Source organism: Rossellomorea sp. NS-SX7 (assembly GCF_052828565.1).
The window spans coordinates 3,245,823-3,270,501 of the sequence record NZ_CM128249.1; the positions used below are offsets into that span (position 1 = coordinate 3,245,823).

At 46.1% G+C, this 24,679-nt stretch carries 27 protein-coding genes and 1 pseudogene; 11 read left to right on the forward strand and 17 right to left on the reverse strand.

The features are described from left to right. Positions 1–91 precede the first annotated feature (91 nt). Positions 92–406: a thioredoxin family protein gene (locus ACUXV2_RS16255; protein ID WP_446244193.1), complete on the forward strand. Its 315-nt coding sequence runs from the start codon at positions 92–94 to the stop codon at positions 404–406. Between the two features lie 319 nt (positions 407–725). On the opposite strand, the gene ACUXV2_RS16260 is transcribed toward ACUXV2_RS16255, so the two are convergent. The 5 genes from ACUXV2_RS16260 to ACUXV2_RS16280 all read right to left on the reverse strand — a co-directional run bounded on the left by ACUXV2_RS16260 (position 726) and on the right by ACUXV2_RS16280 (position 6,704). Continuing rightward, the gene (locus ACUXV2_RS16260) at positions 726–2,180 is read right to left on the reverse strand and encodes an esterase/lipase family protein (protein WP_446244194.1); all 1,455 of its coding nucleotides are present in this window, start codon (positions 2,178–2,180) and stop codon (positions 726–728) included. Positions 2,181–2,329: 149 nt separating this feature from the next. Next, positions 2,330–3,511, reverse strand: coding sequence for a GTP-binding protein (locus ACUXV2_RS16265; protein ID WP_446244195.1), 1,182 nt, complete (start codon positions 3,509–3,511; stop codon positions 2,330–2,332). Positions 3,512–3,530: 19 nt separating this feature from the next. Continuing rightward, positions 3,531–4,682, reverse strand: a complete 1,152-nt coding sequence (locus ACUXV2_RS16270; protein WP_446244196.1) for an FAD-dependent oxidoreductase — start codon at positions 4,680–4,682, stop codon at positions 3,531–3,533. A gap of 97 nt (positions 4,683–4,779) precedes the next feature. After that, positions 4,780–5,682 (reverse strand): TIGR03943 family putative permease subunit, encoded by a 903-nt coding sequence (locus tag ACUXV2_RS16275; protein WP_446244197.1) that lies wholly within the window; start codon positions 5,680–5,682, stop codon positions 4,780–4,782. Positions 5,683–5,696: 14 nt separating this feature from the next. Then, on the reverse strand, positions 5,697–6,704 hold the full coding sequence (locus ACUXV2_RS16280; protein ID WP_446244198.1) for a permease: 1,008 nt from the start codon (positions 6,702–6,704) through the stop codon (positions 5,697–5,699). A gap of 216 nt (positions 6,705–6,920) precedes the next feature. Between ACUXV2_RS16280 and ACUXV2_RS16285 the strand changes: the two genes are divergently transcribed. Then, positions 6,921–7,061, forward strand: a complete 141-nt coding sequence (locus ACUXV2_RS16285) for a hypothetical protein (RefSeq protein ID WP_341982852.1) — start codon at positions 6,921–6,923, stop codon at positions 7,059–7,061. 85 nt (positions 7,062–7,146) lie between these two features. Here the strand turns inward: ACUXV2_RS16285 and ACUXV2_RS16290 are convergent, their stop codons facing one another. Beyond that, positions 7,147–7,302, reverse strand: a complete 156-nt coding sequence (locus tag ACUXV2_RS16290) for a hypothetical protein (RefSeq protein WP_446244199.1) — start codon at positions 7,300–7,302, stop codon at positions 7,147–7,149. Between the two features lie 114 nt (positions 7,303–7,416). Here ACUXV2_RS16290 and ACUXV2_RS16295 point away from each other — a divergent pair, with 114 nt between their 5' ends. Beyond that, on the forward strand, positions 7,417–7,596 hold the full coding sequence (locus ACUXV2_RS16295) for an H-type small acid-soluble spore protein (protein WP_446244200.1): 180 nt from the start codon (positions 7,417–7,419) through the stop codon (positions 7,594–7,596). Between the two features lie 390 nt (positions 7,597–7,986). On the opposite strand, the gene ACUXV2_RS16300 is transcribed toward ACUXV2_RS16295, so the two are convergent. The 4 genes and pseudogenes from ACUXV2_RS16300 to ACUXV2_RS16315 all read right to left on the reverse strand — a co-directional run bounded on the left by ACUXV2_RS16300 (position 7,987) and on the right by ACUXV2_RS16315 (position 11,219). Beyond that, positions 7,987–9,366, reverse strand: coding sequence for an alkaline phosphatase (locus ACUXV2_RS16300; protein ID WP_446244201.1), 1,380 nt, complete (start codon positions 9,364–9,366; stop codon positions 7,987–7,989). 170 nt (positions 9,367–9,536) lie between these two features. Next, positions 9,537–10,394 carry a dimethylarginine dimethylaminohydrolase family protein gene (locus tag ACUXV2_RS16305; protein ID WP_446244202.1) on the reverse strand — a complete coding sequence of 286 codons (858 nt, stop codon included), beginning with the start codon at positions 10,392–10,394 and terminating at the stop codon, positions 9,537–9,539. A gap of 263 nt (positions 10,395–10,657) precedes the next feature. Continuing rightward, a pseudogene (locus tag ACUXV2_RS16310) lies at positions 10,658–10,867 on the reverse strand (KGG domain-containing protein); the annotation flags it as partial. An 85-nt stretch (positions 10,868–10,952) separates the two neighbouring features. After that, on the reverse strand, positions 10,953–11,219 hold the full coding sequence (locus ACUXV2_RS16315; protein WP_446244203.1) for a KGG domain-containing protein: 267 nt from the start codon (positions 11,217–11,219) through the stop codon (positions 10,953–10,955). Between the two features lie 394 nt (positions 11,220–11,613). On the opposite strand from ACUXV2_RS16315, the gene ACUXV2_RS16320 reads away from it, so the two are divergent. Continuing rightward, positions 11,614–12,231: an acetate uptake transporter gene (locus ACUXV2_RS16320; RefSeq protein WP_446244204.1), complete on the forward strand. Its 618-nt coding sequence runs from the start codon at positions 11,614–11,616 to the stop codon at positions 12,229–12,231. Between the two features lie 52 nt (positions 12,232–12,283). On the opposite strand, the gene ACUXV2_RS16325 is transcribed toward ACUXV2_RS16320, so the two are convergent. The 3 genes from ACUXV2_RS16325 to ACUXV2_RS16335 all read right to left on the reverse strand — a co-directional run bounded on the left by ACUXV2_RS16325 (position 12,284) and on the right by ACUXV2_RS16335 (position 16,118). Beyond that, positions 12,284–13,864 (reverse strand): long-chain-fatty-acid--CoA ligase, encoded by a 1,581-nt coding sequence (locus tag ACUXV2_RS16325; protein ID WP_446244205.1) that lies wholly within the window; start codon positions 13,862–13,864, stop codon positions 12,284–12,286. Between the two features lie 378 nt (positions 13,865–14,242). Then, positions 14,243–14,467 (reverse strand): hypothetical protein, encoded by a 225-nt coding sequence (locus ACUXV2_RS16330; protein WP_446244206.1) that lies wholly within the window; start codon positions 14,465–14,467, stop codon positions 14,243–14,245. A gap of 133 nt (positions 14,468–14,600) precedes the next feature. Then, positions 14,601–16,118: a DEAD/DEAH box helicase gene (locus ACUXV2_RS16335; RefSeq protein ID WP_446244207.1), complete on the reverse strand. Its 1,518-nt coding sequence runs from the start codon at positions 16,116–16,118 to the stop codon at positions 14,601–14,603. 91 nt (positions 16,119–16,209) lie between these two features. Here ACUXV2_RS16335 and ACUXV2_RS16340 point away from each other — a divergent pair, with 91 nt between their 5' ends. Further along, positions 16,210–16,665, forward strand: a complete 456-nt coding sequence (locus tag ACUXV2_RS16340) for a hypothetical protein (RefSeq protein ID WP_446244208.1) — start codon at positions 16,210–16,212, stop codon at positions 16,663–16,665. A 73-nt stretch (positions 16,666–16,738) separates the two neighbouring features. Here the strand turns inward: ACUXV2_RS16340 and ACUXV2_RS16345 are convergent, their stop codons facing one another. Further along, entirely contained in the window at positions 16,739–17,902 is a 1,164-nt protein-coding gene (locus ACUXV2_RS16345) for an iron-containing alcohol dehydrogenase (protein WP_446244209.1), read from the reverse strand. Between the two features lie 101 nt (positions 17,903–18,003). Next, complete coding sequence (locus tag ACUXV2_RS16350) at positions 18,004–18,885, reverse strand: LysR family transcriptional regulator (protein ID WP_446244210.1); 882 nt, start codon at positions 18,883–18,885, stop codon at positions 18,004–18,006. Between the two features lie 109 nt (positions 18,886–18,994). Here ACUXV2_RS16350 and ACUXV2_RS16355 point away from each other — a divergent pair, with 109 nt between their 5' ends. The 5 genes from ACUXV2_RS16355 to ACUXV2_RS16375 all read left to right on the forward strand — a co-directional run bounded on the left by ACUXV2_RS16355 (position 18,995) and on the right by ACUXV2_RS16375 (position 22,534). After that, positions 18,995–20,278, forward strand: coding sequence for an APC family permease (locus ACUXV2_RS16355; protein ID WP_446244211.1), 1,284 nt, complete (start codon positions 18,995–18,997; stop codon positions 20,276–20,278). Positions 20,279–20,300: 22 nt separating this feature from the next. Then, positions 20,301–20,837, forward strand: a complete 537-nt coding sequence (locus ACUXV2_RS16360; protein WP_446244212.1) for a flavodoxin family protein — start codon at positions 20,301–20,303, stop codon at positions 20,835–20,837. A 92-nt stretch (positions 20,838–20,929) separates the two neighbouring features. Further along, positions 20,930–21,217, forward strand: a complete 288-nt coding sequence (locus tag ACUXV2_RS16365) for a hypothetical protein (RefSeq protein ID WP_446244213.1) — start codon at positions 20,930–20,932, stop codon at positions 21,215–21,217. Positions 21,218–21,346: 129 nt separating this feature from the next. Further along, on the forward strand, positions 21,347–21,757 hold the full coding sequence (locus ACUXV2_RS16370; RefSeq protein WP_446244214.1) for a VOC family protein: 411 nt from the start codon (positions 21,347–21,349) through the stop codon (positions 21,755–21,757). A 204-nt stretch (positions 21,758–21,961) separates the two neighbouring features. After that, a complete protein-coding gene (locus ACUXV2_RS16375; RefSeq protein WP_446244215.1) occupies positions 21,962–22,534 on the forward strand; it encodes a DUF6944 family repetitive protein in 573 nt (190 codons plus the stop codon). On the opposite strand, the gene ACUXV2_RS16380 is transcribed toward ACUXV2_RS16375, so the two are convergent. Next, a complete protein-coding gene (locus ACUXV2_RS16380) occupies positions 22,489–23,475 on the reverse strand; it encodes an LLM class flavin-dependent oxidoreductase (protein WP_446244216.1) in 987 nt (328 codons plus the stop codon). The genes ACUXV2_RS16375 and ACUXV2_RS16380 overlap by 46 nt on opposite strands. Positions 23,476–23,605: 130 nt before the next feature. Between ACUXV2_RS16380 and ACUXV2_RS16385 the strand changes: the two genes are divergently transcribed. Further along, positions 23,606–23,770 (forward strand): hypothetical protein, encoded by a 165-nt coding sequence (locus ACUXV2_RS16385; protein WP_446244217.1) that lies wholly within the window; start codon positions 23,606–23,608, stop codon positions 23,768–23,770. A 45-nt stretch (positions 23,771–23,815) separates the two neighbouring features. On the opposite strand, the gene ACUXV2_RS16390 is transcribed toward ACUXV2_RS16385, so the two are convergent. Further along, the gene (locus ACUXV2_RS16390) at positions 23,816–24,667 is read right to left on the reverse strand and encodes a VOC family protein (protein WP_446244218.1); all 852 of its coding nucleotides are present in this window, start codon (positions 24,665–24,667) and stop codon (positions 23,816–23,818) included. Between the last annotated feature and the right edge of the window lie 12 nt (positions 24,668–24,679).

The following is a 24,679-nucleotide window of genomic DNA, read 5'->3' on the forward strand; positions in this document are numbered from 1 at the left end:
CCAGGGAAATTCTTTGCTGATGGTGATCGATATCCCGCAGTTTACGTCAGATCCACATGTAGTTAAAATAGAAGGGAAAGGGGGTTTACACATGCAATCGATTAAAAACAAAGAAACGTTCGAAGAGATCATTTCTTCTGAACAGCCCGTAGTCGTAAAATTCCATGCCGACTGGTGTCCTGACTGCCGCCGCATGGACATGTTCATTGATGAAATCATGGAACAATTCAACCAGTATAAATGGTATGACATCAACAAGGACGAACTTCCGGAAATAGCGGAGAAATATGATGTTATGGGAATCCCAAGCCTGCTCGTCTGGAAAAAAGGTGAAAAAATCGCCCATCTGCACAGCGCAAATGCGAAAACACCGGACCAGGTGACAGAGTTTATGAATTCAATATAAACAGAAAAGCGGAAGGGCTTTGCTCAGAGGCGGGTGGCATAAGACGGATTGGCCATGAAGGCGCTTTTTGCCTTCTTGGCCGATTTGGCTTATGACATGTGCCTCTAAGCCCTGGAGCTGGACAAGCAGAAAAGCGGAGGTGGCTTGCTCAGAGGCGACAAGCATAAGGCGAGCATACCGGAAAGGCGTCTTTTGCCTTTTTGGTATGCTTGACTTATGACCTCGAGCCTCTAGCCGCCGGAGCCGTACATTTCTCGATCTTAATGTCAAAGGCCCGCCCCTCAAGCTATAAAGCACCAAGGAACGGGCCTTTTGCAATCTACGTATGGATATTACCATCCCTGTCGACGAATATGGTTTTCACGATTGTCCGTTCATATTCATTTCCGATTAGGGTGGTTCCTTTTATGTCAATAGTAATATTGTGGATTCCTTCTCCATATTGTGCCAAGCATCCTGGGCTGATGTCACTTGGATTTTCGATGGATTTTTTGCCCTCCTTTTTTGAAACCGGAAAGTGAATCAAATGAACCTGTTTATTTATAGTAGATGTATGGTACATATTCATACCTTGCCCCTCAAAATCAACCTCTACGCCATTGACCACTTCGTTGATTTGTGGGTTCACTCCATTTGTGTACATCACATTCAACAAATACGTTTCCTCACTGTCATTACGGCTTTCGAGTTCCCACTTACCATAAGCAGGCTGATCAATCATAATCGAATGATGAAAGGCATTGGGAAAGAACCCCGTCTCGTCCCCTGTTGTGACAAAATTTGTATAGGTTCGCCCTTCTGGGTCTGTGAGTACCAGTGCTGTATCCCTGAAACAGCTGATCCAATCAACCGTGATTCCATCCACTCCATCTTCCACTAAAAAACGTTCTCTTTGGATACCTGTGTACCTTCCTCCCCTGTGAAGCACCGATGTTTGAACCTCTTCTTCAGCCGATACCTGGACAGTTGGTACAGGTATTTCATCTACTTGTTCCAATACCAGTCTTTCTACATAAGGAAATATCTCTTCTCCTTGCTTAATCGTTTTATGGGTCCAGTCATCAACCATCACTTCCTGGCCGTAAGGAAGCCGTGAGCTTATCACCGTCACCGCTCCGTCACTTGTACCAAACCGGCTAAGATACAGTCCTCCCCAAAACAATGCGGAACCCATGCTGCCCCACCCCGTACCTCCGAAGGTATAAAACCGCGGCTCCAGCCGTTCAGCGTCCGCATCCGTCCGATTACGGTAGGCTTTCATATATCCAGTCTGAAGCGAGAATACTGCGTCACACCTGCTGCCAAGGGTTTCCGCCAGCCAATCCGCCCACTTACTATAAGCAAGATCTGCAAGCTCAGACCCATGATGAGGGGTTGAAAGGGTAATCACTCGTTTAACATAACGGGCTGCTCCATGATATACCATTGCCGTCTGGGCATCGATCCCTCCTTTGCTGTGAGCGAGGATGACCACCTTTTTCTTGAAGTGCTCGGATATCTCTCCAAGCTTTCCAGCAAGCAGCAAGCCGTTTGTCCACATGTCTTCAGTGCCGGACAAATTGATAAACGCTGTTTCAAACCCACGGGAACGGGCTGTTTCGCCGATGTCATTTCCGTCGATCGACCATGTTTCAGAAGTGGTATTGATTCCATGGATAAAAAGAATCGGATAGCTTCCTTCTTTTATTCTCTCTGGCTTCTCCCCAGAATACCAGCTTCCATGGACAGCTCCATTTTGTTGATGGGACGGGAAGATCGCTGATTTTTCATTCACAGCTTGGTACCTCCTTTTTCTTTCTTCATTCTCTCTTCATCAAGTAAAATCCTTTATTCACTTGTTTAATAGGAATGATTGCTCATGGGTTACCCCCTGAAGCAATAAAGAAGCCTGACTCTCGGCAATCGAGAACCAGGCTTTTACACTTACTCAGCTATAATAAATGGAGGAACGGGATCAAGAAAGGCTGTCCAGTCCATCCTCATTTCATCATCGGTCAACAAACACTGGTCCAAAGAGCTCTCGATCACCTCACGATCCATTTCCAGTCCAATCAAGACGATTTCACTCATCCGGTCACCATAGATTGGATCCCATTTGTCCGCTAATTCTTTTTCTTCTTTTAAAATATCCTGGATTTCTTCTTCCGGATATTCAGCCACCCACTCACCTGCACCTTGAATGGTGATGGAAGGGCCTGCCTGGGAAAGAAGTCCGGTCATGTCATTACGGCTTGCCAGCCAGAAAAATCCTTTCGCCCTCACTACATCAACCGGCCACTCTTCCATCCATTTCATGAAACGCTCCGGGTGAAACGGTCTCTTCCTGCGGTATACAAAAGAAGATATCCCATACTCCTCCGTTTCGGGAATGTGTTCTTCCTGAAGCTCTTTGATCCAACCGGCACTTTGGCTTGCCGATTCAAAATCGAATAAACCTGTGTTCAGCACTTGGTCAAGCTCGACATTGGAATGAGAAGACTCTACCACTTCTGCGCCAGGATTAAGTTTTTGTAGAACCGCCTTTAATTCTTGTACATCTTCCGTTTCTACCAAATCAATTTTATTCAGCAGAATGACATTGGCAAATTCAATCTGGTCAATCAGAAGATCCACCACTTCACGCTGATCCTGTTCATCTGTTGCCTGTTTGCGGTCCAGCAATGTCTCACCGCTTGCAAAATCATGCCAAAAGCGGTTTGCATCCACAACTGTCACCATCGTGTCCAACCTCGTTTTTCCGGTTAGATCAACCCCTGTCCCCTCATCGGAGTAAGTGAAGGTCTGGGCTACGGGAATCGGTTCAGAAATTCCAGTCGATTCAATTACAATATACTCAATATCCCCTTGTTCCACCAATCTATTTACTTCTAATAATAAATCTTCTCGAAGCGTGCAGCATATACAGCCATTCTGCAGCTCGACCAATTTTTCCTCTGTACGGGAAAATCCGGCGCCTTTTACAAGAGAAGCATCGATATTCACTTCGCTCATATCATTTACAATTACTGCGATTCTTTTATCTTCTTTGTTGTGTAATATATGATTAAGCAGTGTCGTTTTCCCTGATCCTAAATAACCGCTTAATACTGTTACTGGTACTTTCATTTAAACCAATCTCCTTTTTTTATAAACTGTCAGCTATACGCTGTGCTGCTTTTCTGGCTCCTGAGATATTCCGGGCTGCCGGGCCAATTTCAAGCTCAGCCAGCGGACCCGACACAAATAAATGATCACACCACTCCAAGTTCCCTTTTACCACCGGAAAACCGCAGTTGGCACAAGTCAGTTTTTCTTGTTTAATCAGATTCTCCAACCATTCCACCCTCATTGCCTCCGGGGAAAACCCCGTGGCAAAAAGGACTGTTTGCACGTTTATGTCTTTTGTCGCATTCAGCTTCAGCCTAATCCCTGAAGAATCCTTTTCCCATGACTGTACTTCATCCTGGATAAAGGTGAAGGCATGTTCCTTTTGAAGCCACCTTAGTCGATTTACTAATTCTCTTGGCAGCGATCCCTTATGTCTGGCTTTTTGTATGACCTCTCTTCTTTCTGTCAATGATGTGATATTTTGATAGTCATTCAAGTATTTTGGTCCGAGCCAGCCCGGATCACTATCGAAGTCATGCACCCTGTATGGGTGGCGTGAGATTTGATATATTTCGCCATTGAACTTTTTACTGAGTTTCACGATGAGATGTGCTGACGATATTCCCCCTCCAATGACCGCTATAGGCGGCTTCAATGGAGGAATCTTTTGTTGAAACACATGACCTGCCTGATCGGGATATTCTTTTACAAGCTCTTGTCCCCAATCCGGATATGAGAGGGTTTCGTTCATGCCCGTTGCAATGATTAACTTTTTCCCGTTGATCGTTTGTCCCGAATCCAGCTGAACCTCCCACGAGAAATCGTTTCTTCTCACATTCTGTACAGATCCCTGCCTCCACGCCTTGCGGATTTCAATTTCATTCAGGACAGACTCACTGTGGTCATTGAATAAACTCAGTGCAGGACGCTTATAGTATCCATAGAAGGAGTTATTTTCTTTTTCTTTGAACGATTGCAGACTGAATGGATTCAGGTCAAGATGATGAACTGAAGGAGAACGCAAATAGGGCATCTCAATTCTGTGCGTCAGCATCTTCCATTTTGCTAATGGCTCAGGGTGTGGATCTATGATGCATAGTTGCTCGATCGGTATCTTTTTCTTTTTGACTAAATAATTTGCGACGGTGCATCCATGAATACCACCGCCTGCAATGACACATTCAAACATGATCCAGCCTCCCTACACTCAACAAATCGTAATTATTACGATTTAACTTTTAAAATTAAACCCCGGCCCATCTTATCTAGTTGGACAGGGGTATTTACTATTCAATTTTAATAAAAAATTCTTCTACATATGGATTCTCCGGGGGATCTACCACTTCGAACACAGGGTTCTTGATGACCGGCATCTGCATCCCATTGAAATCTGTCTTATCGACGATGCCGCTGACATTGATCCATGTATCAGGCTCCAACTTACCAAGCTCCTCATCTTTCGCAAGGATTCCATATACCGAAGCATCCGCTACACAGCATGTAACAGTGAAGCGCGAAATGACCAATTCATCTTCGGCAAACCCTTCATCCTTATACACAAACCCCGTCAATTGAATTTCCTTCCCGACATATTCATCCAGGTTTTCATCTACAGCACTCAGCGTTTGGATATACTGCTCATCCCGGACAATGATTTTATCTTGTTTAGCCATAAGTTCTTTAAGCTTATCAAAGTCTTTTTCTATAGGGAACACTTCGTATGATCCAAGGGTCGGTTGATTCGTATGCTGTTGTGTCTCCTTGTTCTCTTCATTGCTTACATCCGGCCCTTTTTCTGCTTGAGGAGCGGTAGTGAATAAACCATTCCCCACCTTTACTCCCCTTTTCGCTGCAACCGAACTGTCCAGAAGGTTATCAGGCAGCAAGAAGCCCAGAACAATCGGAAACACAAAAAGGGAATAGACAATCGCCGAACGTAAGAACCCTTTCGGAAGCTCATGTCCTTCACAGTCACAATGATGAGCTTTCCCTTTCGCAGAGGTTCCCCGTATGATCTGGATCACCCCGAGCACAAGAAAGACGCCGAGTGAGAAATACATATAGACATGCATCTTAGGTGCGACGAAATTCTGCAGGTTGAACGTCAAAAACAGTTTTAATACCAAAAGCGCATAACCAATTAAGATAATGCCCCTTATATACGTGTGAAATTGTTCTGATGAATTCAAGCGGTCACCCTCCTTTACACCAGCAATTCAAAAATGATTGTACAAACATACACGGCGATGGTGACAACCCCAATGAATGTAAGAACGAATCGCTTATTAAAGTAAGCAAGCATCAATAGTGTATTTTTAAAGTCAATCATCGGCCCATAAACGAGGAATGCCAGGAGTGATGAGGATGTAAACAGGCTTCCGAATGACGAAGCGACGAACGCATCCGCTTCTGAGCAAAGTGAAACGATGTAAGCGAATGCCATCATCACGGCGGGTCCGGCGAAAGCGTCAGAACCAATCCCCACCAATAGTTCGCGGTCCAGGTAGGTTTGGAAAACAGCGGCCACGAATGCACCGATGACAAGGAATTTCCCCATATCAAAAAACTCGTCACTTGCATGTACGATGGTCTGCATGATCTTCCCATTGTTGACGTGATGATGCTCATGAGAATGAGAATGAGTATGAGCATGCTTCTCCTCAATCAATGGATTTCGTTTACCAAAGAGCCTGTACATGAATGCTCCGATTATAATTGCCGCAATGAATCCAAGTATCATCCTTCCCGCGACGATCGTCATATTGTTCTGGAACGCATAATATGTAGATGCAAACACAATTGGATTCAATATCGGCGCGGTGACCATTACCACAATGGCAAGATGGGCAGGCACACCTTTTTTGATCAGCCTTCTGGCAACGGGAACGATGGCACACTCACAGACCGGAAGGATTGCCCCCACCATCGCCGCTGGAAAAAGGGCGAGATAAGGATATCTCTTGGGTATCCATTTTCTCAGCATATTTTCTGATACAAATACCTGAATGACGGCTGAAGCAAATACCCCTATTAAGATAAAAGGGATCGCTTCCAACAAAATACTCAGGAAAATGGTCGTTACATTTACGAACGAGGAATTCATCACTCCATCCGGAATCGAAATCATGTCTCCTGCCAGGAACAGAGCCATGATCCCCAGAAATAGCAAGATCCCCACCGTATCTTGACCAAGGCTTCTTAAAGAGTTCATGTCGCAATCCTTTCTATTATCATTAAATCGTAATCATTACGCTTTACATTATAACCTATGTCCATATCAAAAAACTATGATTATTTTTTCCTTTTTTTAATCATGCGGAAAGATAAGCCTTGTCAGGCACAGGTGTTGAAAATCTCAAATTAAATAACGCATAACTTTGTCTCCTCCTTCAAAAACTAACCCCACTAGACAAAGGAGGAATGCCTTATGACCAAAAAATTCAACAAGGGAAGCAGCAATCAAAATTCCCCTAAACGCGGGACAACGGAATTTGCTTCTGAATTGACAAGCGGAGATAACAGTAAAGGGAACAAACATAATAAAGATCAAAAGAATAAGACTGATTGATGAATAAGCTGCCACTTCATGGCGGCTTATTCATTTTCCATAAAAAAAGCCGAATCCAGGATTCATCCTGAATTCGGCCTTTTCGCTACTCGTCATCCCCGGTAATTTTAATCGCCGGGGTTCCCCCGCCTTGAAGGTAGGCAGGAGCTTGAGAATCTTGTTTTGCCCCGTCTTTTCCATAAAAACGTTCATTCATCTCCATATTCGCCTGAGTCGTTGACATTTGATCTTTTTCCTTCATGAAATCACCCTTTCTATTTTAGAATCTCTTGTAGAAAATAAAGTATACCGGCATTTTCTTCAAACAGTTGGACACACTAAACAAAGGAAAACGATACTCAGGAGGATATGAAATATGGAACTTAAACGTGTGAAACAAATTTTATCTTCTTCCGCAGACATAGAAGTGAAATATAATGATACTTCTGTCTGGATTGATGAAGTCATGGAAGATGGACAGACTGCAGTCGTGCACCTTCGCGGCCCCCTTGAAGAAAGATCGAATGTCAGCATAGCGGATTTACAAGAAGGGTAAAACGAAAAGCGGAAGGGCTTTGGTCAGAGGCTTATGACATGTGCCTCTAAGCCCTGCAGCTGGACAACACGAAAAGCGGAGGCGGCTCGTTCAGCCCCGACAAGCATAAGATGAATGGGCCGGGAAGGCGTTCTTTGCCTTCTTGGACCATTTAGCTTATGACCTCGAGGGGCTAGCCGCCGGAGCTGGACAAACACGAAAAGCGGAAGGGCTTTGGTCAGAGGCGGGTGGCATAAGACGAATCGGACATGAAGGCGTTCTTTGCCTTCTTGGTCGATTTGGCTTATGACATGTGCCTCTAAGCCCTGCAGCTGGACAACACGAAAAGCGGTGGCAGCTCGTTCAGCCTATACAAGAAAAAAGCCACGCATATCAGCGTGGCTTTTCTCATTATTTATCTTCTTCGATTTTGCCTTTATTCTTCAAGATCTCAAAGATCAATTGTGCTTGATTCGTATTGTCGATCATTCCTGCGAATTTTTCCTTCTGAGGACCGAATGCATAGACAGGAACATCATCACCTGTATGTCCGTCCGTCGTCCAGCCTGTACCGGAACGCTTATCGAAGATCTTTTCAATCGCATTGTCGATTTCAACTTTGTCCTTCGTTGCTGCTGCATCTTTTACAGAAGCAATTTCTTCACTTGTCAGTTCCAAATCAACATATTGTGCTAATGTGTCTTCCACAGAAGCACCGTTTGCGATTTCTTCTGCCATAAAGTCAGGCGTGCGTTTTGCAGCATCGATCACGTCCGGATTCCAGTTATATTCGCCATCAGAACCGATAGAGAATCCTCCAGTTGAGTGGTCAGCCGTAACAACGACTAATGTTTCGCCATTTTCTTTCGCAAAATCACGAACTTCTTCAAATGCTTTTTCAAAATCTCTCATTTCACTCATGGCAGCGACCGCATCATTGTCATGACCAGCCCAGTCAATCTGGCTTCCTTCCACCATCAAGAAGAATCCGTCTTTATCACCTTTCAGACGATCAAGTGCAGATGTAGTCATATCAGCAAGGCTAGGCTGTTTTTCATCACGGTCGATCATCTTGTCCATGCCTTCCTCTGCGAAAAGACCAAGGATCTGTTTGTTATCATCATTTTTCATTTCTTCAGCTGACTTCACATAGCTGTATCCGTCTTTCTTGAATTCTTCAGCCAGATTTCGGTCTTCCCGTTCGAAGAAATCCGTTCCTCCGCCAAGCATAACGTCGATTTTATGTTCACCCTCGATCATTTCGTCAAAATAATCATTGGCAATTTCATTTTCATTGTCACGGTGTTCATCATGCGCACCGTATGAAGCAGGTGTCGCGTGCGTGATTTGAGACGTTGAAACGATACCTGTAGACATGTTGTTTTCCTTCGCTTGCTCCAATACTGTTTTTACTCTGGACTTGTCGTTTTCAACGGCAATTGCATTATTATACGTCTTCACTCCGCCGCTCATTGCAGTCGCAGCTGCCGCAGAGTCTGTCACGTTTTCATGTTCATCTTCAGGATATGTCGATTGTAAACCTACAAGATAAGGATCAAATGCCGTTTTCTCAAATTCCGGTGTTTCCGGATTGTCATTCATATAGCGAAGAGCTGTTGTATAAGGAACACCCATGCCGTCGCCAATCATGAAAATGACATTCTTGGCTTTTCCATTTTTGGATTCTTGAGCTTTCGCTTCAGGGTTTTCCTGATTCATTCCAATCACACTGCCAATTGCTAATGATGATACAACTGCCAGTGGCAGGATTTTTTTCATTGATTTCTTCATCTTGTCTACCTCCTAAGTTATGAATACAGTTACTAGAATAGTAGAGAATTATGAAGACCCTTTTTCAAAGAGACTACAATCGTGTAAAAGGTTTGTAAATCCTCACTTTGTTCAGACAAAATCAAAGGGCCGTCCAGCAATGCTTTATGCACTGATGGACGGCCCTGGTTTTATTCTCTTATTACTGGAAGGCTGCAGCATCTGAATGATCCGCCTGATTTGATGATTTCTGAGAAGTCGGTTTCAATCACCGTAAAGCCCTTCTCCCTGATTCTCTCATTCAACTGTTTGTTTTGGGAGAGACTGATGATTTTCTTATCACCGATGGCCAGTACATTCGGCCCCATCTGGAACTGTTCTCTGTCACTGACTTCGATGATATTGTAGTGCTTTTGGATTTTTTCCAGATCTTTTTTAGAAAAAGCAGGCGGATATACGAGGGCAGCTTCTTCCGAGATGATCGTGAACACACAATCCAGGTGAAGGATATCGCTTCTTAAAGGGAGAGCATGGACGGTATGATCTGGCAGCATCTTTTTCAGCGCTTGGATCGCCAGGCGATTGGTCCTTCCGCTGACTCCCACCCATACATGTTTCCCATCTACAAGCACGTCTCCACCCTCGATGGAGTGAGCCGCCAAATGTGTGTGGGGAATCTTGTTCGCCTCCAGCCATTGAAGGAGAACCTTCACTTCCCCCTCTCTCAAGTTCGTATTCATAGACGAAACGAAGAACTCATTTCCGATGCAAAATCCGATGTCCCTCGTGAATACTTGCTCATTGAATTCTTTCTTGGACTCGAGATGATTCACTTCGGCTCCGTGTTCCTCAAGGATCCTTACAAATTCCTCATGCTGCCCGATGGCTTTATCTATATTGATATTTTCTTTCAAGAAATGTTTTTGAGTCTCATTGATTACTTGGGTGATTTTCATATTCTGAGGTGAAACCACCAATACCTTTTTCAATCTTCCATATTCAGTAGGACAATACACTTCTTCCCGGACTGCTTTCTTTGACAGGCTCATAGGGTTTTACCTCCCGATAATATCGTTACGGATGGAATATTCCCTGTTTGATTTAGGATAAAACCTTGGAGAACTTTTTTTCGGAGAAGTGTTGCTGTTGAGAAGGGGCAGCTGAAAAAAGGGGGTGCGGATGGATGGGAAGATATCCTATATTAAGGGGTTGGGTGATGGAAGGGAGATCATTAAAAAGGGACCCTTTGCTTAGGATCCCTTTCATTGTTGTGATAAAAGTAACTGTTGATATTCTAGTTATTGCTTCCTGAACTGGAGCCGGAGTTTTTGCCGCCTTTCTCTCCGATTTCCTGATAGAATTCTTTATTGTGGTTGTTTGAGGTGGCTTCTCCTCCTTTTTCCCCGATCTCTTGATAGAATTCTTTATCATGGTTACGGGCTGTTGCCTCTCCGCCTTTGCGGCCTGCTTCCTCACGGCTCATGTTTCCATTGTTATTATTGTTGTTATTGTTGTTTGCCATTTTGTTTCCTCTCCTTTGTGTGTAGTGATACCCAAGGACTCTTTATAAATTTCAACGACAGTTGCTATATAAGAATACTAATGGCTTAGCTGTTATTTGAGTTATTGGAGCCTGAGTTAGAGCTGCTGCTCCTTGATTGATTTGAATTCCCTGAGCTGCCGGAACTTCTGCCGCCTTTCTCCCCGATCTCCTGGTAGAATTCCTTATCGTGATTGCTGGCAGTGGCTTCCCCGCCCTTCTCTCCGATTTCCTGATAGAATTCCTTGTCATGGTTGCGGGCTGTTGCCTCTCCACCTTTACGGCCTCTTTCCTCACGGCTCATGTTTCCATTGTTGTTATTGTTGTTTGCCATTTTGTTTCCTCTCCTTCTAAGTGTGATTAGTGTGATGACCAATGACCTTTTTCAGAAATGACGTTTCCAATGACTTTCTCAAAAACTAAAGTAGAATTCTCAAATACTTTCTTTCGCACTTCTCTATGGCTTGTCTTTTCTTTTAAAGCCGTATGCCATATTGTAAGAATCCTCCTTTGATGTTTTAATGTTACAGTTGCTTGTTTACCATCTTTTTGGAAATATAAACATCCTGATACGTTGTTAAATTTATAAAAATTCCCAAACCTTTACAAGACGTGCCTCCCCCATTGAAATTTTTTTATGAAAGTTATGCTTACATACTTTTTTTCTATTGTGCTAGAAGAATTTTTTCTGTAAATTAGTCAGGTATGTTTTTTTAGGAGGAATCATCATGAATCAATCACAAACGACTCAACGAGTTCAAATATCAACGGCGGACCCCTCTGCACTGGGGTTATTCGGTCTGGCGATGGTCACGCTTGTAGCTTCATCTGCCAAGATGGGCTGGACGGACGGGGTATCATTTGTCTTGCCTTGGGCGATATTCCTTGGCGGATTCGCACAGCTATTTGCCTGTATCCAAGATGCCAAACACAACAATACATTCGGCACGACAGCCTTTGGTGCTTTCGGTTTGTTCTGGCTTGGTGTCGGGACGTCCTGGCTGATCCAGTTCGGAGTATTCGGAAAGGAAGCGGCGGCAGCCGTCGATTCCGAGCAGTTAGGAATTGCCTTCGTCGGTTACTTGATTTTCAGCTTATTCATGACCATCGGCGCGATGGAAACACATAAAGTATTGTTCATCATTTTCGTATTGATCGACTTCTTGTTCATCGGCCTTTCGCTGTCAACATTGGGAATCATGCCCGAAGCGATGCACACACTTGCCGCCATTTCAGAATTCCTGATTGCTATCTTCAGCTTTTATGGATTTGCAGCGAGCGTGTTGAATGCCCATTTTGGAAAAGTGACGCTGCCAGTCGGAAAGCCATTCGGGATATTTAAATAGAATCAAAAAAAGACGTGTGATTTCCTCACACGTCTTTTTCATTATTTCCCTTTTAATGAACCATACGATCCCGGTCTTTCCAGAATTCCTTTCGGATAACCACTTTCTGTATTTTCCCGGAAGCCGTTTTCGGAAGCTCTTCAGCAAATGTGATTCCCTTCGGTGCTTTGAAATGGGCTAATTTTTCCCTGCTGAAAGAAATGAGTTCATCTTCAGTCAGGGTGTATCCATCGCGGGTGACGACCACTGCATGCGGCACCTCCCCCCAGCGTTCGTCTGGTACTGCGATCACCGCGGCTTCAAGTACCCCGGGATGTTCATAAAGTGCTCCCTCGACTTCGATGGAAGAAATATTCTCCCCTCCGCTGATGATGACGTCTTTCATCCGATCGACAATCTCGATGTACCCGTCCCCAGCGACGACTGCCATATCGCCGGTATGTAACCAGCCGTCACGGATCGCTGCGTTTGTCGCTTCCGGGTTTTTAAAGTAACCTTCCATGACCGTGTTAGTCCTTGTCACAATCTCGCCGATTGCCTTGCCGTCATGCGGAACCTCGTTTCCTAACTCATCCACAACCTTGACCTTCGCACCGACCATGCTGTATCCCGCCTTGGCCTTCAACCGGTACTTCTCTTCCTTGGTTTTGTCAAGCTCGGTCGACCGGATCACGGAAGTCGTGATGAGCGGTGAAATCTCCGTCATCCCATACACCTGGATGAATTCCCACTTCAAATCCTCTTCCACTTTCCTCACAAAAGCCGGAGGGGGTGCCGAGCCGGCGATCACGACTCTCAGCGGCTGATCGATGGCCGGTTTATCAGATTCATATTGTTCCAGGATCATATTCAGGACAGTCGGGGCCATATGCATGATCGATACCCCGTACTTCTTTACTTTTTTCAAAATGACCTTTGGATCGACTTTCCTGAGCATAACTTGTGTGGCACCGTTCGCTGTGTAATAAAAAGGAGATCCCCATCCATTCACATGGAACATCGGCAGCACATGCAGCAGCGTGTCCTGATCCGACACCTTCAAATGGTGCATCGTCGACAGTGCGTGAAGGTAATTGGACCGGTGTGTCAGGAGAACCCCTTTAGGATCACCGGTCGTCCCGCTTGTATAAAGGAGCGATGCGATATCGGTCTCTTGGAGCGGGACCCTGTCGAATGCTTCGGGACTGTATGTGCCTCTCCACTCGTCATATCCAGGATACTTGTCCTGTGAATCCCCGTGGATGATGACATGTTTCAGGTTTGGCACCTTTGAAAGAATCTCGCGGACAAGAGGATACAGCTCTTCGTCCACAAACAGCACCTTGCTTTCACTGTGAGTCAGAATGAATTGATAGTCTGCAGGCTTCAGGCGTGTGTTAAGCGGAGTCATCACTCCTCCGACGCCATACACCCCGTAAAACCCTTCAAGCATTTCCGTCGTATTTGGTGCGAGGTACGCAACTTTATCCCCTTTCTGGACGCCAAGTGCCTCCAACCCGCGGGATAGCTGGTTGACCCGCGCATTCAACTGTTTATACGTCAGCCTCTTTTCATCATCGATGATTGCGGTCTTGTCCCCATATTGCTCAACAGCCCGATCGAGAAAATCCGTCAATACTAAAGGTACATGCATGCTGTCATTCCATCCCCTTTCCAAATAAGTAAAGCGTTTACTTTATTTATAAGGGAATGAGAGGGAGATATCAAGGTAGTTGTGTTAATTTTCTGATAAATGGTGACTGAATTGGTGGATAGTCGGGTTGAACTGGGGGCTTGCGGCAGGTGGAATCGGGTTTTGTGTGCGGCTGAATTGGAGTGAATGGGTGAATCTTTCAGTTTCGGGGCATATTCTTTGAGTTTCAGCCGGTAATCTTTCAGTTTCCACTTTAATTCCACCACTTTCCCCTATTATTCTTTCGATTCTGCAAATAATTCAATCACTTACCAATATATACCAAAAAACACCAAAAAAAGCATGGCTGCGCACCACACCACGCACCATGCTTTTTCGCTATATTAAAAACAAACTTAAGATCGCCCCTTCTGCCGCCTGAGCCCTGACTAAAGCTGCCTCTCCGTCCACCGGACCTGCCGCCGCTACCACGGCCTCCGCCTTTGCCTGCGGAGGATTTACATGTAGGCAGTTTATAACGGGGTGAATGGGTGAATCTTTCAGTTTCGGGGCATATTCTTCGAGTTTCAGCCGGTAATCTTTCAGTTTCCACTTTAATTCCACCACTTTCCCCTATTATTCTTTCGATTCTGCAAATAATTCAATCACTTACCAATATATACCAAAATAAACACCAAAAAAGCATGGCTGCGCACCACACCACGCACCATGCTTTTTCACTGTATTAAAAACAAGCTTAAGGCCGGCCTCTTCTTCCGCCTGACCCCTGGCTTGAGCTGCCTCTCCGTCCACCACCGGATCTGCCGCTGCTCCCACGGCCGCCCCCGGAGGATGGACCTTTGCTAAAGGAAGAGCCTCTGCCTGCGGACGATGAACCCCCTGCAGATGAAGAACCTCTCCCAGATGAGCCTCTCCCTGCAGACGAAGAACCTCTTCCAGATGGACCTCTCCCTTCAGATTTACCAGCTGAACGTCCGCTCGATCCGCGTCGGCCGCCCCGTCCGGCTGATCCACCTCCGCCTTTCGCACTGCGTTCCCGGCTCTCCTGGATTTTACGTTCCCTTCTATCCTTGGCACTTTCATTGTTTCCTTTACCGCGGGATGGACTTTGTTCAGCTGCCGCCGCGACATCCACCTCGCGCCTCGGCAGGGAACGGTCGATTCCCTTCTCGATTATCTCCAGTGCCTGTTTGTCCTTCAACGCCACAAATGTGATGGCAAGTCCGTCTTTGCCGGCACGGCCCGTGCGTCCGATTCGGTGGATGTAGCTCTCCACGTCCTGCGGGATATCGTAGTTGAAGACGTGTGTGACGCCTTCCACGTCAAGTCCGCGCGCTGCAACGTCGGTTGCAATCAATAAATGGATCTTGGCATCGCGGAATTTTTTCATGACTGCTTCCCTTTTTGACTGCGACAGGTCGCCGTGAAGTTCATCGACAAGGAAGCCGCGGGCTTTCAAGTCCATCAACAGTTTGCTGACCCGCCTCTTCGTCCTACAGAAAATGATACCGAGGAACGGCTGGACATCATGGATGGTCTGACTGAGGGCATCTAACTTCCTGCGGTCGGTCGTTTCGACGACTTCCTGATGGATTTCCTCGACGATTTTCTCTTTTTCACGAATCTGCACGTTGTGCGGGTTATTCATGTAGCGCTTGCCGATTTTACGGATGTCCTTTGACATCGTCGCTGAGAACAACGCGGTCTGCCTTGTGTAAGGCGTTTCGCGTATGATTGCCTCCACCTCATCGAAGAATCCGATGTGAAGCATTTGATCCGCTTCATCCAACACAAGGAAGGACACTTCTGAAAAGTCGATCGTCCCGCGGCGGACGTGATCAAGGATCCGTCCCGGCGTGCCGATGACAATGTGTATCGCACGGTTCTTCAGTCGGCTGATCTGCTTTTCGACGTCTTGTCCGCCGTAAACGGCCAGCACATTGATCTCTTCTTTGGAAGCTGACAGAAGCTGATTGAGCTCTGCTGTCACCTGAATCGCCAGTTCCCTTGTCGGAGTGACGATCAAGGATTGGATGTTTTCTTTCTCTTTATCGATTTTTGCAAGCATCGGCAGCAGGAAGGCCATTGTTTTTCCCGTACCGGTCTGTGCCTGTCCGATGACGTCTTCGCCATTTAACAGAACTGGTATCGTCTCGACCTGGATCGGCGTCGGTTCTGTAATCGATTGTTCTTTCAGTGCATCTGTATACGTAGTTTGAATCCCTAAGGATGTGAAATCTTTCAATATGCTCACCTCTTCACATCATTATACCCCGAACCCTTCTTGAAAAATAGGGGACTGTGCTATAATGATAAAATCGTAAAAATAGAAATGAGGTATTTACTTGCTGACATTCGAAGAGAAACTCGCCATCATCGAAACATTCGATGAGCTTACAAAGAAAGAGGTGTCGCTCAATCGGGCGAATTTCCACTTTGAGGACAGCCTTTATGACAAGACCGTAGTGGTCCATCATCTGCACCCCAACGGCAACGGATTTGTCTATACAGGGAACCTCCCGCAGTATGAAGCCAATCATAAAGGACTCGTCAATATCCGGGACTTCAATGAAGAAGAGCTGCGCGCCATCATCTCGGCATCCATTTCATACCTGTCAGAGGAGGAAGAAGTGGAACCTGCCATCGAGCAAACATGGAAGGATGCTGAAGGGCACACACTTCTGCTCGTGGAAGAGGACGACCGCTGGAACATCTATGCCGGGGATAATCTGGAGGATAGCTTCGGCGGGTACGATGAGGCCGCTCTTTATTTAAGGGAAGAAGGCTTTCGCCAGCGATAAAGGTAAGAAGGCTTCCACCAGCATGAAAGGGAAAAAGGACAGATCCCCACGAGGATCTGTCCTTTTTAATGACTTATAATGAGCGGTTCAAGATATCGCGCACGCTTTCAGCATCCATTTCCTTATACGTACCGACGCCAGGTTTGATGAAAGTCTTTTCAACGATGGCGTCAAAGTCGCGGTCGTCGATCTCATAGTCGGCCAATGTGCTCGGTGCACCTAAGGAATTCCAGAAGTCACGAAGGGCTTTCGCTCCCTCCCTCGCTACTTCGATATCCTCTTTTCCTTCCGGAGAGATGCCGAACACATTGACGGCCAGCTGCTTGACGCGTGACGGATCCTCCTCGAGGACGTGCTCGAGCCAGTTAGGGAACAGAATGGCAAGGCCGCCGCCATGCGGAATATCATAAACCGCGGATATCGCATGCTCGATGCGGTGGGTCGCCCAGTCTCCCCCGTCCGTGCCGTTTGCAAGTGAGCCGTTGAAGGCCGTCGTGCTGATATACATCATCGTTTCCCTGTGCTCGAACGATTGCAAGTCTTCCAGCAGCTTCGGACCTGTCGCGATTGCTGTCCGCAATAACGATTCAATGAAGCCATCGATCATCGGTGTATTCTCCGTGCGGTGGAAATAATGTTCAAGTGCATGGGACATGCTGTCGACAATTCCGTACACCGTCTGGTCGCGGGGAACAGAGAATGTGTAAGCAGGATCCAGGATCGAGAATGTCGGGAACACATGCGGTGAACTCCACCCTAATTTATCGTTCGTCTCCCAGTTGGTGATGACCGATACATTGTTCATCTCAGAACCAGTCGCTGCCAATGTCAGCACTGTCCCGAACGGGCGGGCCGCTTCAATCGGGGCTTTCATTGTGATTAGTTCCCATACGTCACCTTCGTATTCGGCACCGGCTGAGATGGCTTTTGTGCAGTCGATCACACTTCCTCCGCCAACCGCTAAAATGAAGTCGATCTTTTCTTTTTTACAAATGTCCACTCCCTTACGAACCGTCGTCAAACGCGGATTCGGTTCGACTCCTGACAATTCGAAAACGGTGGCTTCCACTTTTTCAAGCTCCCCCATGACGTCATCATAGACGCCATTCTTCTTAATGCTGCCTCCGCCGTAAACAAGCAGAACCTTCAGTCCTTTATCCAGGACGGCTGATAATTGCTTCACTTCCCCTTTTCCGAAGTAAAGCTTTGTAGGATTATATTGTAAAAATGTATTCAAACTAAACACCTCTTTGAAATGGTTTCGGGGATTAGTGTAACATGCCTGCTTCATTCACAGATATTGATACTTTTTCATACTGTCCATCAAAATAATTGATACTACCCCTTCTCCGTCAAGGACGAGATCAATTGATTCAAGGGCGGCGTCAGCCATTTTTTCTTTTGATAGACAATCTGGGTGTAGATGCTGATCCCTTCGTGGTCGAACGGAATCTGGATCACCTTGCCGCTTTCAATCTCTTTTTTCACAGCGATTTCCGGTAATATGGCGAGCCCTAAATCATCTGCGACGCATTGCTTGATCGCTTCCAGACTGCTGAAGGAAATGACCGACCTCGCCTGAATATTGTCTTCGAGCAGGAGTTGTTCGAGCAATACCCGATAAGGACAGCCTTCCTCGGTCAGGATCAACGTCTCATCCTCAAGCTCCTTCAAGTTCATCTCCTCGAGGTGCTGCAGCCGGTGATTGCTTGATGCAATCATCACCAGGGTTTCTTCTCGAATCGGGATGGTGGTCAATTCAGGATGATCCACATAGCGATCGAGCAGGATGGAAAGATCGAATGTCCCATCCAGGGTCCCCTCCTTCAGATTCGGGCAGAGTCCCGATTCCAACAGGATTTTGAGCTCCGGATGCCTGGCTTTCAGTTCTTTTATGTATGGAGTGATGAAATAAGCCGCCAGTGATTCAACGGTGCCGACGCGCAAAGTCCCCCGAAGATTGTGCTCATTCGAAATCCGCTCCTCCGCTTCATCCATGAGTGTCAGGATGCGGTCTACGTAGTAATATAGCTCTTCACCCGATTGTGTGAGGCGCATTTTACGCCCCACCCTCTCGAACAATTTCACCCGGAAGTGATCCTCCAGCTTCTTGATCTGGGTCGTCACACTGGACTGGGCGTAACCCAGCTCTTCTCCGGTCTTTGTATAACTTCCCCATTTAGCCACTTCTTTAAATGTATAAAAATAATTCAGATCCACTACTATCACCCATCAGTATTTACAATAGTTTATATCGATAATTATAGATAACTGCGATGATACTATCAATGATATACTCTCCCATGAATCATTCGTACAGGAGGTTATCATGAGCGAGCTTCAGAAATCACTGAGTTTACCGCAGATCATTGCTTTATATATAGGCGCAGTTCTTGGGTCGGGGGTCTTATTTTTACCAGGGGTAGCGGCAAATATGAGCGGACCTTTATCGATCGCTGCCTGGATTGTCATATCAGCAGCAGCCGTCCCCCTTGCTTTGACGATGGGACTGCTATCCGCTTACCATCCCAGTTCTGGCGGAGTGTCCCACTTTGTCTCTCTTGCTTTCGGGAAAAAGTTCGGGACCGTGATCGGATGGATGTTCCTGCTTTCCGTCCCGACAGGTGTGCCCATCATTGCTTTGACAGGAAGTTCATATGTCGGACAGCTGTTTGACTGGAGTCACAGGCAGGTTGTCCTGGGGGCCGCTGTCATACTGGCAATTGTCTTACTAATTAATTTCTTTGGCGTGAAAACGATGGGAATCATCCAGACCCTGGTGATCACGTTGATTCTTTTCGTCCTTTTATTCTCTATTTTTTCGAGCATTCCACACGTGAACACAGAGAACTTCACTCCCTTTTCACCAAACGGAATGTGGTCGGTGGTCCCGACCATCGGCATTCTCTTCTGGTGTTTCATCGGTTGGGAAAGTGTGACGCATATGTCCGGAGAATTCAACGATCCGGGGAAGGATGCGCTTAAAGGTGTTTTATGGAGTGCAGGAATCGTCACCATCATTTATGTTTTTCTCGGTATAATGGTAGTGGGTACCGGAAGTTATCAAGATGGGATGGCAGAGACGGCTTTAAGCAGCATGGTGCAGCTGTCGTTCGGAAGAATCGGGGCAATCGCCGTCAGCATTACGGCATTATTCATATCCATAGCCAGTTCAAACGCCTACGTCAGCGCGGGTGCCAGGATTGCTTATACGTTGTCCCGGCAAAAAGCTGCTCCGAAGTGGTTCGGTACACTCCATGCCACTTACCTGACCCCTGTCGGCGGACTGAAATTCATTGCCTATGTCTTCGTCATCCTATTGACAGGCGTTTATTTTGAAGTATTATCATTAGAAACACTATTACCATTTCCGAATGCCACCTACTTTGCCACCTATATAGGCGGCGCAGCTGCCGGCGTGAAGCTTTTGAAACATCATACTGTCGGAAAGATTTCATCCATAGCTTCTCTCATGCTGACTGTGGGGTTCTTCCCCTTTTTGGGATGGGTGGCCCTTTATCCCGTAACGGTCCTCATGATCGTCTTTTTCTGGAAGTCTAAAAAAGATGAAACGGAAACACATTTAAATAAACAACTTGATATGAATATATAATGATATAAAGGAGTGTTTACGAATGAAAGTATTAGCTTTATTGGGAAGCACAAGAAAAAACGGCAACTCTGAGTATCTTACTAAGAAAATCGTTGAAGGCACAGACCACACGATTGTTTCTCTTGCCGACAAACACATCGAGCCGATAGTGGATCTTAGGCATGACGAGGGCGGTTTTTCTCCTGTGGATGATGATTACGAAGAACTCGTCCGGCTAATCGAAGAACACGACATCCTTCTATTTGCCACTCCGCTCTACTGGTATGGAATGAGCGGTCCGATGAAGAATTTCTTTGACCGCTGGAGCCAATACTTGCGTGATGAACGGTTCAATCTGAAGGAAGAGCTTACCAAGAAAAAAGCGTATGTCGTCATCAGCGGTGGATCGAGCGCCCGTATCAAAGGGCTTCCCCTGGTTCAGCAGTTCAATTACATCTTCGAATTCGTCAACATGGAATTTGCAGACTACTTGATCGGTGCCGGTGTGCGTCCTGGCGAAGTGGTCAATGACCTTGCCGCACTGGAAAAGGCCGAGCGCTGGAATGCACTGTTCAAATAATCTCATGGATGATCCTTTTGGGTCATCCTTTTTTTGTTTATTAGCGCGCCAGTTGGAAACATTATGACTAAAACGATCATCGGAGGCTCACCATGAATTTACCAACGATCCATACAAATATCTGGGATGCGGTCATGGCCATACCGGTCATCATCCTGTTCACCCAGGTAATAAAGCTGACTGTAAAACCCCCTTCTTTCCTGGTGCCCAATATTGCCGTCATTCTCGGATTGCTCATCTCCATTTTCATCAGCCACAGGGGCCATTTGGTGGTCGGGATATTCATGGGTTTCTTTTACGGATATGCAGCCATTGGGAACTATGCTTCACTAAAAACAACCGTACTCGCATACAGGAGGCAGCGGGAAATCATTGAATAGCGGCGGGCGCATCCTCATGGTTATTTTCTTTCAAAAAAGTAAAGTTGTTCAATTACATTAAGAGGAGTGAGCCCTATTCGTCTAGAATATAAGGGTGATACATAAATCGAATCGACTGGAGTGGATATCATGAAGCATCAAGCTACACCCTATTTGACTTTTGATGGAAAAGCAAAAGAAGCATTGGCCTATTACAAAGAAGTATTTGAAGGGGAAGTGATGAACGTTCAGACATTCGGGGATGCCGACTTTCCGACACCTCCCGGATATGATGAGCGGATCATGCATGCACAGTTTAAAAAAGGGGCGTTATTCCTTATGGTGTCTGATTCATTCGGTGAACAGTCCGTCACCCCTGGAAATCATATTGCGCTGGTCCTTGAATTTGAAAGTGAAGAAGAAATAAATAACATTTATGAACGCCTTTCAAAGGAAGGTACTGTCCATATGGAGCTTCAAGATACGTTCTGGGGAGCCGTTTATGCAAAAGTACAAGATCCTTTCGGCGTGATTTGGGATCTGAATCATACAAAGGGGTAAAGTGACTTGGGCTGGCTGGCATGCAGCCTCCCAGCCCAAGTTCCCTCCTTCCAAACAGACAGCAATACAATAGCCGGCTTACCATGAAATAGGATCGCGGCTGGCCCTGCACTTCTGTAATCGGGAATTTTCCACTTTTCTTCATTAACCATCCCCATTGTTTTTGTATACACTATCGTAGAACTCAAAGAGTAGGCGATTTACATGGGGAATGAGTTTAAAGCCACATTTGGGGCGTGGGTCCAAGCCATCGGAACCGTCCTTTCTGCAATAGGAAATACTCCAAACAAGTATGTTTCAGAAGATACTCTGAACAATATCGACATCATCGGAAATGAACTTCAGGCTACAGGTAATGCCCTTGAAGCTGATACCATCGATGACCCATTCAACTTAACGAAGATCGGCAACCAAATCCAATCCATCGGAAATTTGACCGTCATGACAGGCCTGATCATTGACTTTAATGAAGTGACGAAGCAAGAACTCAATATCAGGGGAAATCTCCTTCAGGCTTTAGGCGGGTCTGCCGCTGTAGCCGATTCTTTGGACGAAGAACGAACGCTGGACGAATTGCTTTCGATATACGGAAATGCCCTGCAGGTAATCGGCAACTCTTTACAGGCCATCTCGGGAATCCTCGAATTAAACAACGAAGACAGCGGGGACTTGAATGTAGCAGGTAGTTGGATTCAAGCGATCGGGTCGGTCCTCTCCGCTCTTGTTCAAGATCAATCCATCACTCTGCCCAATATTGCTTCCGCCAGTAATTCATAAGACCTTACCTTATCTTCAAAATCTGCTATGTTCGTGATTACCATAAATTCATCAGTGCCGTATACTTCACTCAACAAGGACAGCTCTTCCTTCACTTTTTCCGGTGTTCCGATAATGGCACGTTTTCGATTTTCCTTAACTTTCTCCAGCTCCCTTGATGAGAGTTTGCGATTTTCCGCTTCTTCCTTTGTCGGAATTCTGGTGTCGATTCCCCGTTCCACTTCGAGGAGCCAAATGTCCTGACTTCTTGCAAGGAGCTCAGCTTCCTCCTGGGTCGGTGCACATATGACAAAAATGCACACATTGCTGACAGGCGCCTTCAGGAAAGCTGATGGCTGGAATTGACTGTAATAATCATCGAGCGCCCTCTTCCCGTTACTCGGATCGATGAAATGGCCGTAAGTGAAAGCCGTGCCGTTCTCAGCTGCCACTCTTGCTCCACGATGTGTGATCCCGAGTATCCATGGCTCTGCAGGCGCCCCGACAATCGGGTATGCCGTCACACCTTGTTTACCGAGGAGGAATCCCTGCAGACGTTTCACCTGCCGCGGAAATTCATTCATACTTTTCTTTAGTCCATCGGTCAATGCTAAACGCGTGTCGTAAGACCCTCCCGGTGAACGGCCGATCCCCAAGTCGATTCGACCAGGGAACAATGTTTGCAGCACGTTGAAATCCTCCGCTATTTTGTAGGGGCTGTATTGGGGGAGAAGCACCCCGCCCGAGCCTATTCTGATCCGGTTCGTCACTGATGCAAGATGTGAAATCAGCACTTGGGGGGCAGAACCCGCCATCCCGTTTGTATTATGATGTTCTGCAACCCAGAATCGGGTGTAGCCCAGCTGTTCAGTGAATTGCGCAAGTCTTATTGTTTCATTGAATGCTGCTTTGGCATCCTGTCCTTTCGTGATGACTGATTGATCAAGCACACTCAATTTCATCCTGTCCCCTCCTCATATCACTTTCTATTATCCCACTTTTCCTTCCTCTCTAAAAAAATGATGCTTATGCGGTATACTTTTCATTTTTCCTTTCACACTAAATAAGAAATCAATAACAGGAGGAATTAAAATGAAAAAGAAAAATACGTTCCATTCTGAAGAAAGCAAAGTAGCGCCTACGTATGATGAAGAGCAGTCTTTTGGAGAAGATGCAACTGAAGAGGACGTCAAAAAGGGAGAAGCCACGATGGTGACCCGGCTTGTTTATGATGAGTATGACCCAAGTAAAGGATGAATGTTCAAAAAGCCGCCCCGTATCATCTTCGGGGCGGCTTTGATATTAAATCGTTAAATACATCTTGTTACCTGACGGATCTACCGTTGAGAATTGACCGTTTGGTTCATCGTGTACGTGTATTCCGAGAGTTTCCAGGCGGCTGATTGCCATTTTTCTATCTTGTTCGCTTGGAAATCGTATGTCAAACGCTCTTAGTCCCGCACTGTTTTCAGCAGGTTGCGGCGCTCCAACCCCGTTCCACGTATTCAGCCCGATATGATGATGGTATCGCCCAGTGGACAGGAACATCGCCTGATTCCCTAATCTGGATACGACTTCAAAACCGAGTCCCTTTGTATAAAAATCTGCTGTTTCATTTAGTTCGGCAGCATGCAGATGAATATGACCCATCACCGTTTGAAGCGGCAGACCAGTCCACGGTTCTTCCTCCCCTTCTGCTAAAATGGCTCTGGCATCGATCGGGTCGACTGCCATCTCTACCTGTCCGCCATTCCAAGTCCAGCCTGATGAAGGTTTATCCCAGTATACTTCAATTCCATTACCATCAGGGTCGTTCAAGTAAAGTGCTTCACTCACTAGATGATCGGAAGAGCCCAAAGGGATATTCAATTGTGCGAAGTGATTTAACACTCTGCCTAAATCTGCTCTCTCCGGTAATAATAATGCAAAGTGGTAGAGGCCTGTTGTACGAGGTTGTTTTTGAGTGACATTTGCCGGCTGGTCCAGTGTCAGAAGCGGAGTTCGGCCATCCGCTGTCAAGCGTGCTTCAAATTGTGATTGGTCCAATACTTTAAAACCGATGATTTTTTGATAAAAATGAATAGAACGCTGGAGATCTTCTACCTTAATGGTGACTCCGCTGACATGTGTATGAGGTGATTCGTGAAAATTCATTTATATTACTCC

What these genes read in the sequence shown, in the direction of transcription:
- ACUXV2_RS16255 (WP_446244193.1), top strand. Translation starts at nt 92, where the DNA reads ATGCAATCGATTAAAAACAAAGAAACGTTCGAAGAGATCATTTCTTCT.
- ACUXV2_RS16265 (WP_446244195.1), bottom strand. Translation starts at nt 3,511, where the DNA reads ATGAAAGTACCAGTAACAGTATTAAGCGGTTATTTAGGATCAGGGAAA.
- ACUXV2_RS16270 (WP_446244196.1), bottom strand. Translation starts at nt 4,682, where the DNA reads ATGTTTGAATGTGTCATTGCAGGCGGTGGTATTCATGGATGCACCGTC.
- ACUXV2_RS16280 (WP_446244198.1), bottom strand. Translation starts at nt 6,704, where the DNA reads ATGAACTCTTTAAGAAGCCTTGGTCAAGATACGGTGGGGATCTTGCTA.
- ACUXV2_RS16285 (WP_341982852.1), top strand. Translation starts at nt 6,921, where the DNA reads ATGACCAAAAAATTCAACAAGGGAAGCAGCAATCAAAATTCCCCTAAA.
- ACUXV2_RS16290 (WP_446244199.1), bottom strand. Translation starts at nt 7,302, where the DNA reads ATGAAGGAAAAAGATCAAATGTCAACGACTCAGGCGAATATGGAGATG.
- ACUXV2_RS16295 (WP_446244200.1), top strand. Translation starts at nt 7,417, where the DNA reads ATGGAACTTAAACGTGTGAAACAAATTTTATCTTCTTCCGCAGACATA.
- ACUXV2_RS16300 (WP_446244201.1), bottom strand. Translation starts at nt 9,366, where the DNA reads ATGAAGAAATCAATGAAAAAAATCCTGCCACTGGCAGTTGTATCATCA.
- ACUXV2_RS16305 (WP_446244202.1), bottom strand. Translation starts at nt 10,394, where the DNA reads ATGAGCCTGTCAAAGAAAGCAGTCCGGGAAGAAGTGTATTGTCCTACT.
- ACUXV2_RS16315 (WP_446244203.1), bottom strand. Translation starts at nt 11,219, where the DNA reads ATGGCAAACAACAATAACAACAATGGAAACATGAGCCGTGAGGAAAGA.
- ACUXV2_RS16320 (WP_446244204.1), top strand. Translation starts at nt 11,614, where the DNA reads ATGAATCAATCACAAACGACTCAACGAGTTCAAATATCAACGGCGGAC.
- ACUXV2_RS16325 (WP_446244205.1), bottom strand. Translation starts at nt 13,864, where the DNA reads ATGCATGTACCTTTAGTATTGACGGATTTTCTCGATCGGGCTGTTGAG.
- ACUXV2_RS16355 (WP_446244211.1), top strand. Translation starts at nt 18,995, where the DNA reads ATGAGCGAGCTTCAGAAATCACTGAGTTTACCGCAGATCATTGCTTTA.
- ACUXV2_RS16360 (WP_446244212.1), top strand. Translation starts at nt 20,301, where the DNA reads ATGAAAGTATTAGCTTTATTGGGAAGCACAAGAAAAAACGGCAACTCT.
- ACUXV2_RS16365 (WP_446244213.1), top strand. Translation starts at nt 20,930, where the DNA reads ATGAATTTACCAACGATCCATACAAATATCTGGGATGCGGTCATGGCC.
- ACUXV2_RS16370 (WP_446244214.1), top strand. Translation starts at nt 21,347, where the DNA reads ATGAAGCATCAAGCTACACCCTATTTGACTTTTGATGGAAAAGCAAAA.
- ACUXV2_RS16375 (WP_446244215.1), top strand. Translation starts at nt 21,962, where the DNA reads ATGGGGAATGAGTTTAAAGCCACATTTGGGGCGTGGGTCCAAGCCATC.
- ACUXV2_RS16380 (WP_446244216.1), bottom strand. Translation starts at nt 23,475, where the DNA reads ATGAAATTGAGTGTGCTTGATCAATCAGTCATCACGAAAGGACAGGAT.
- ACUXV2_RS16385 (WP_446244217.1), top strand. Translation starts at nt 23,606, where the DNA reads ATGAAAAAGAAAAATACGTTCCATTCTGAAGAAAGCAAAGTAGCGCCT.
- ACUXV2_RS16390 (WP_446244218.1), bottom strand. Translation starts at nt 24,667, where the DNA reads ATGAATTTTCACGAATCACCTCATACACATGTCAGCGGAGTCACCATT.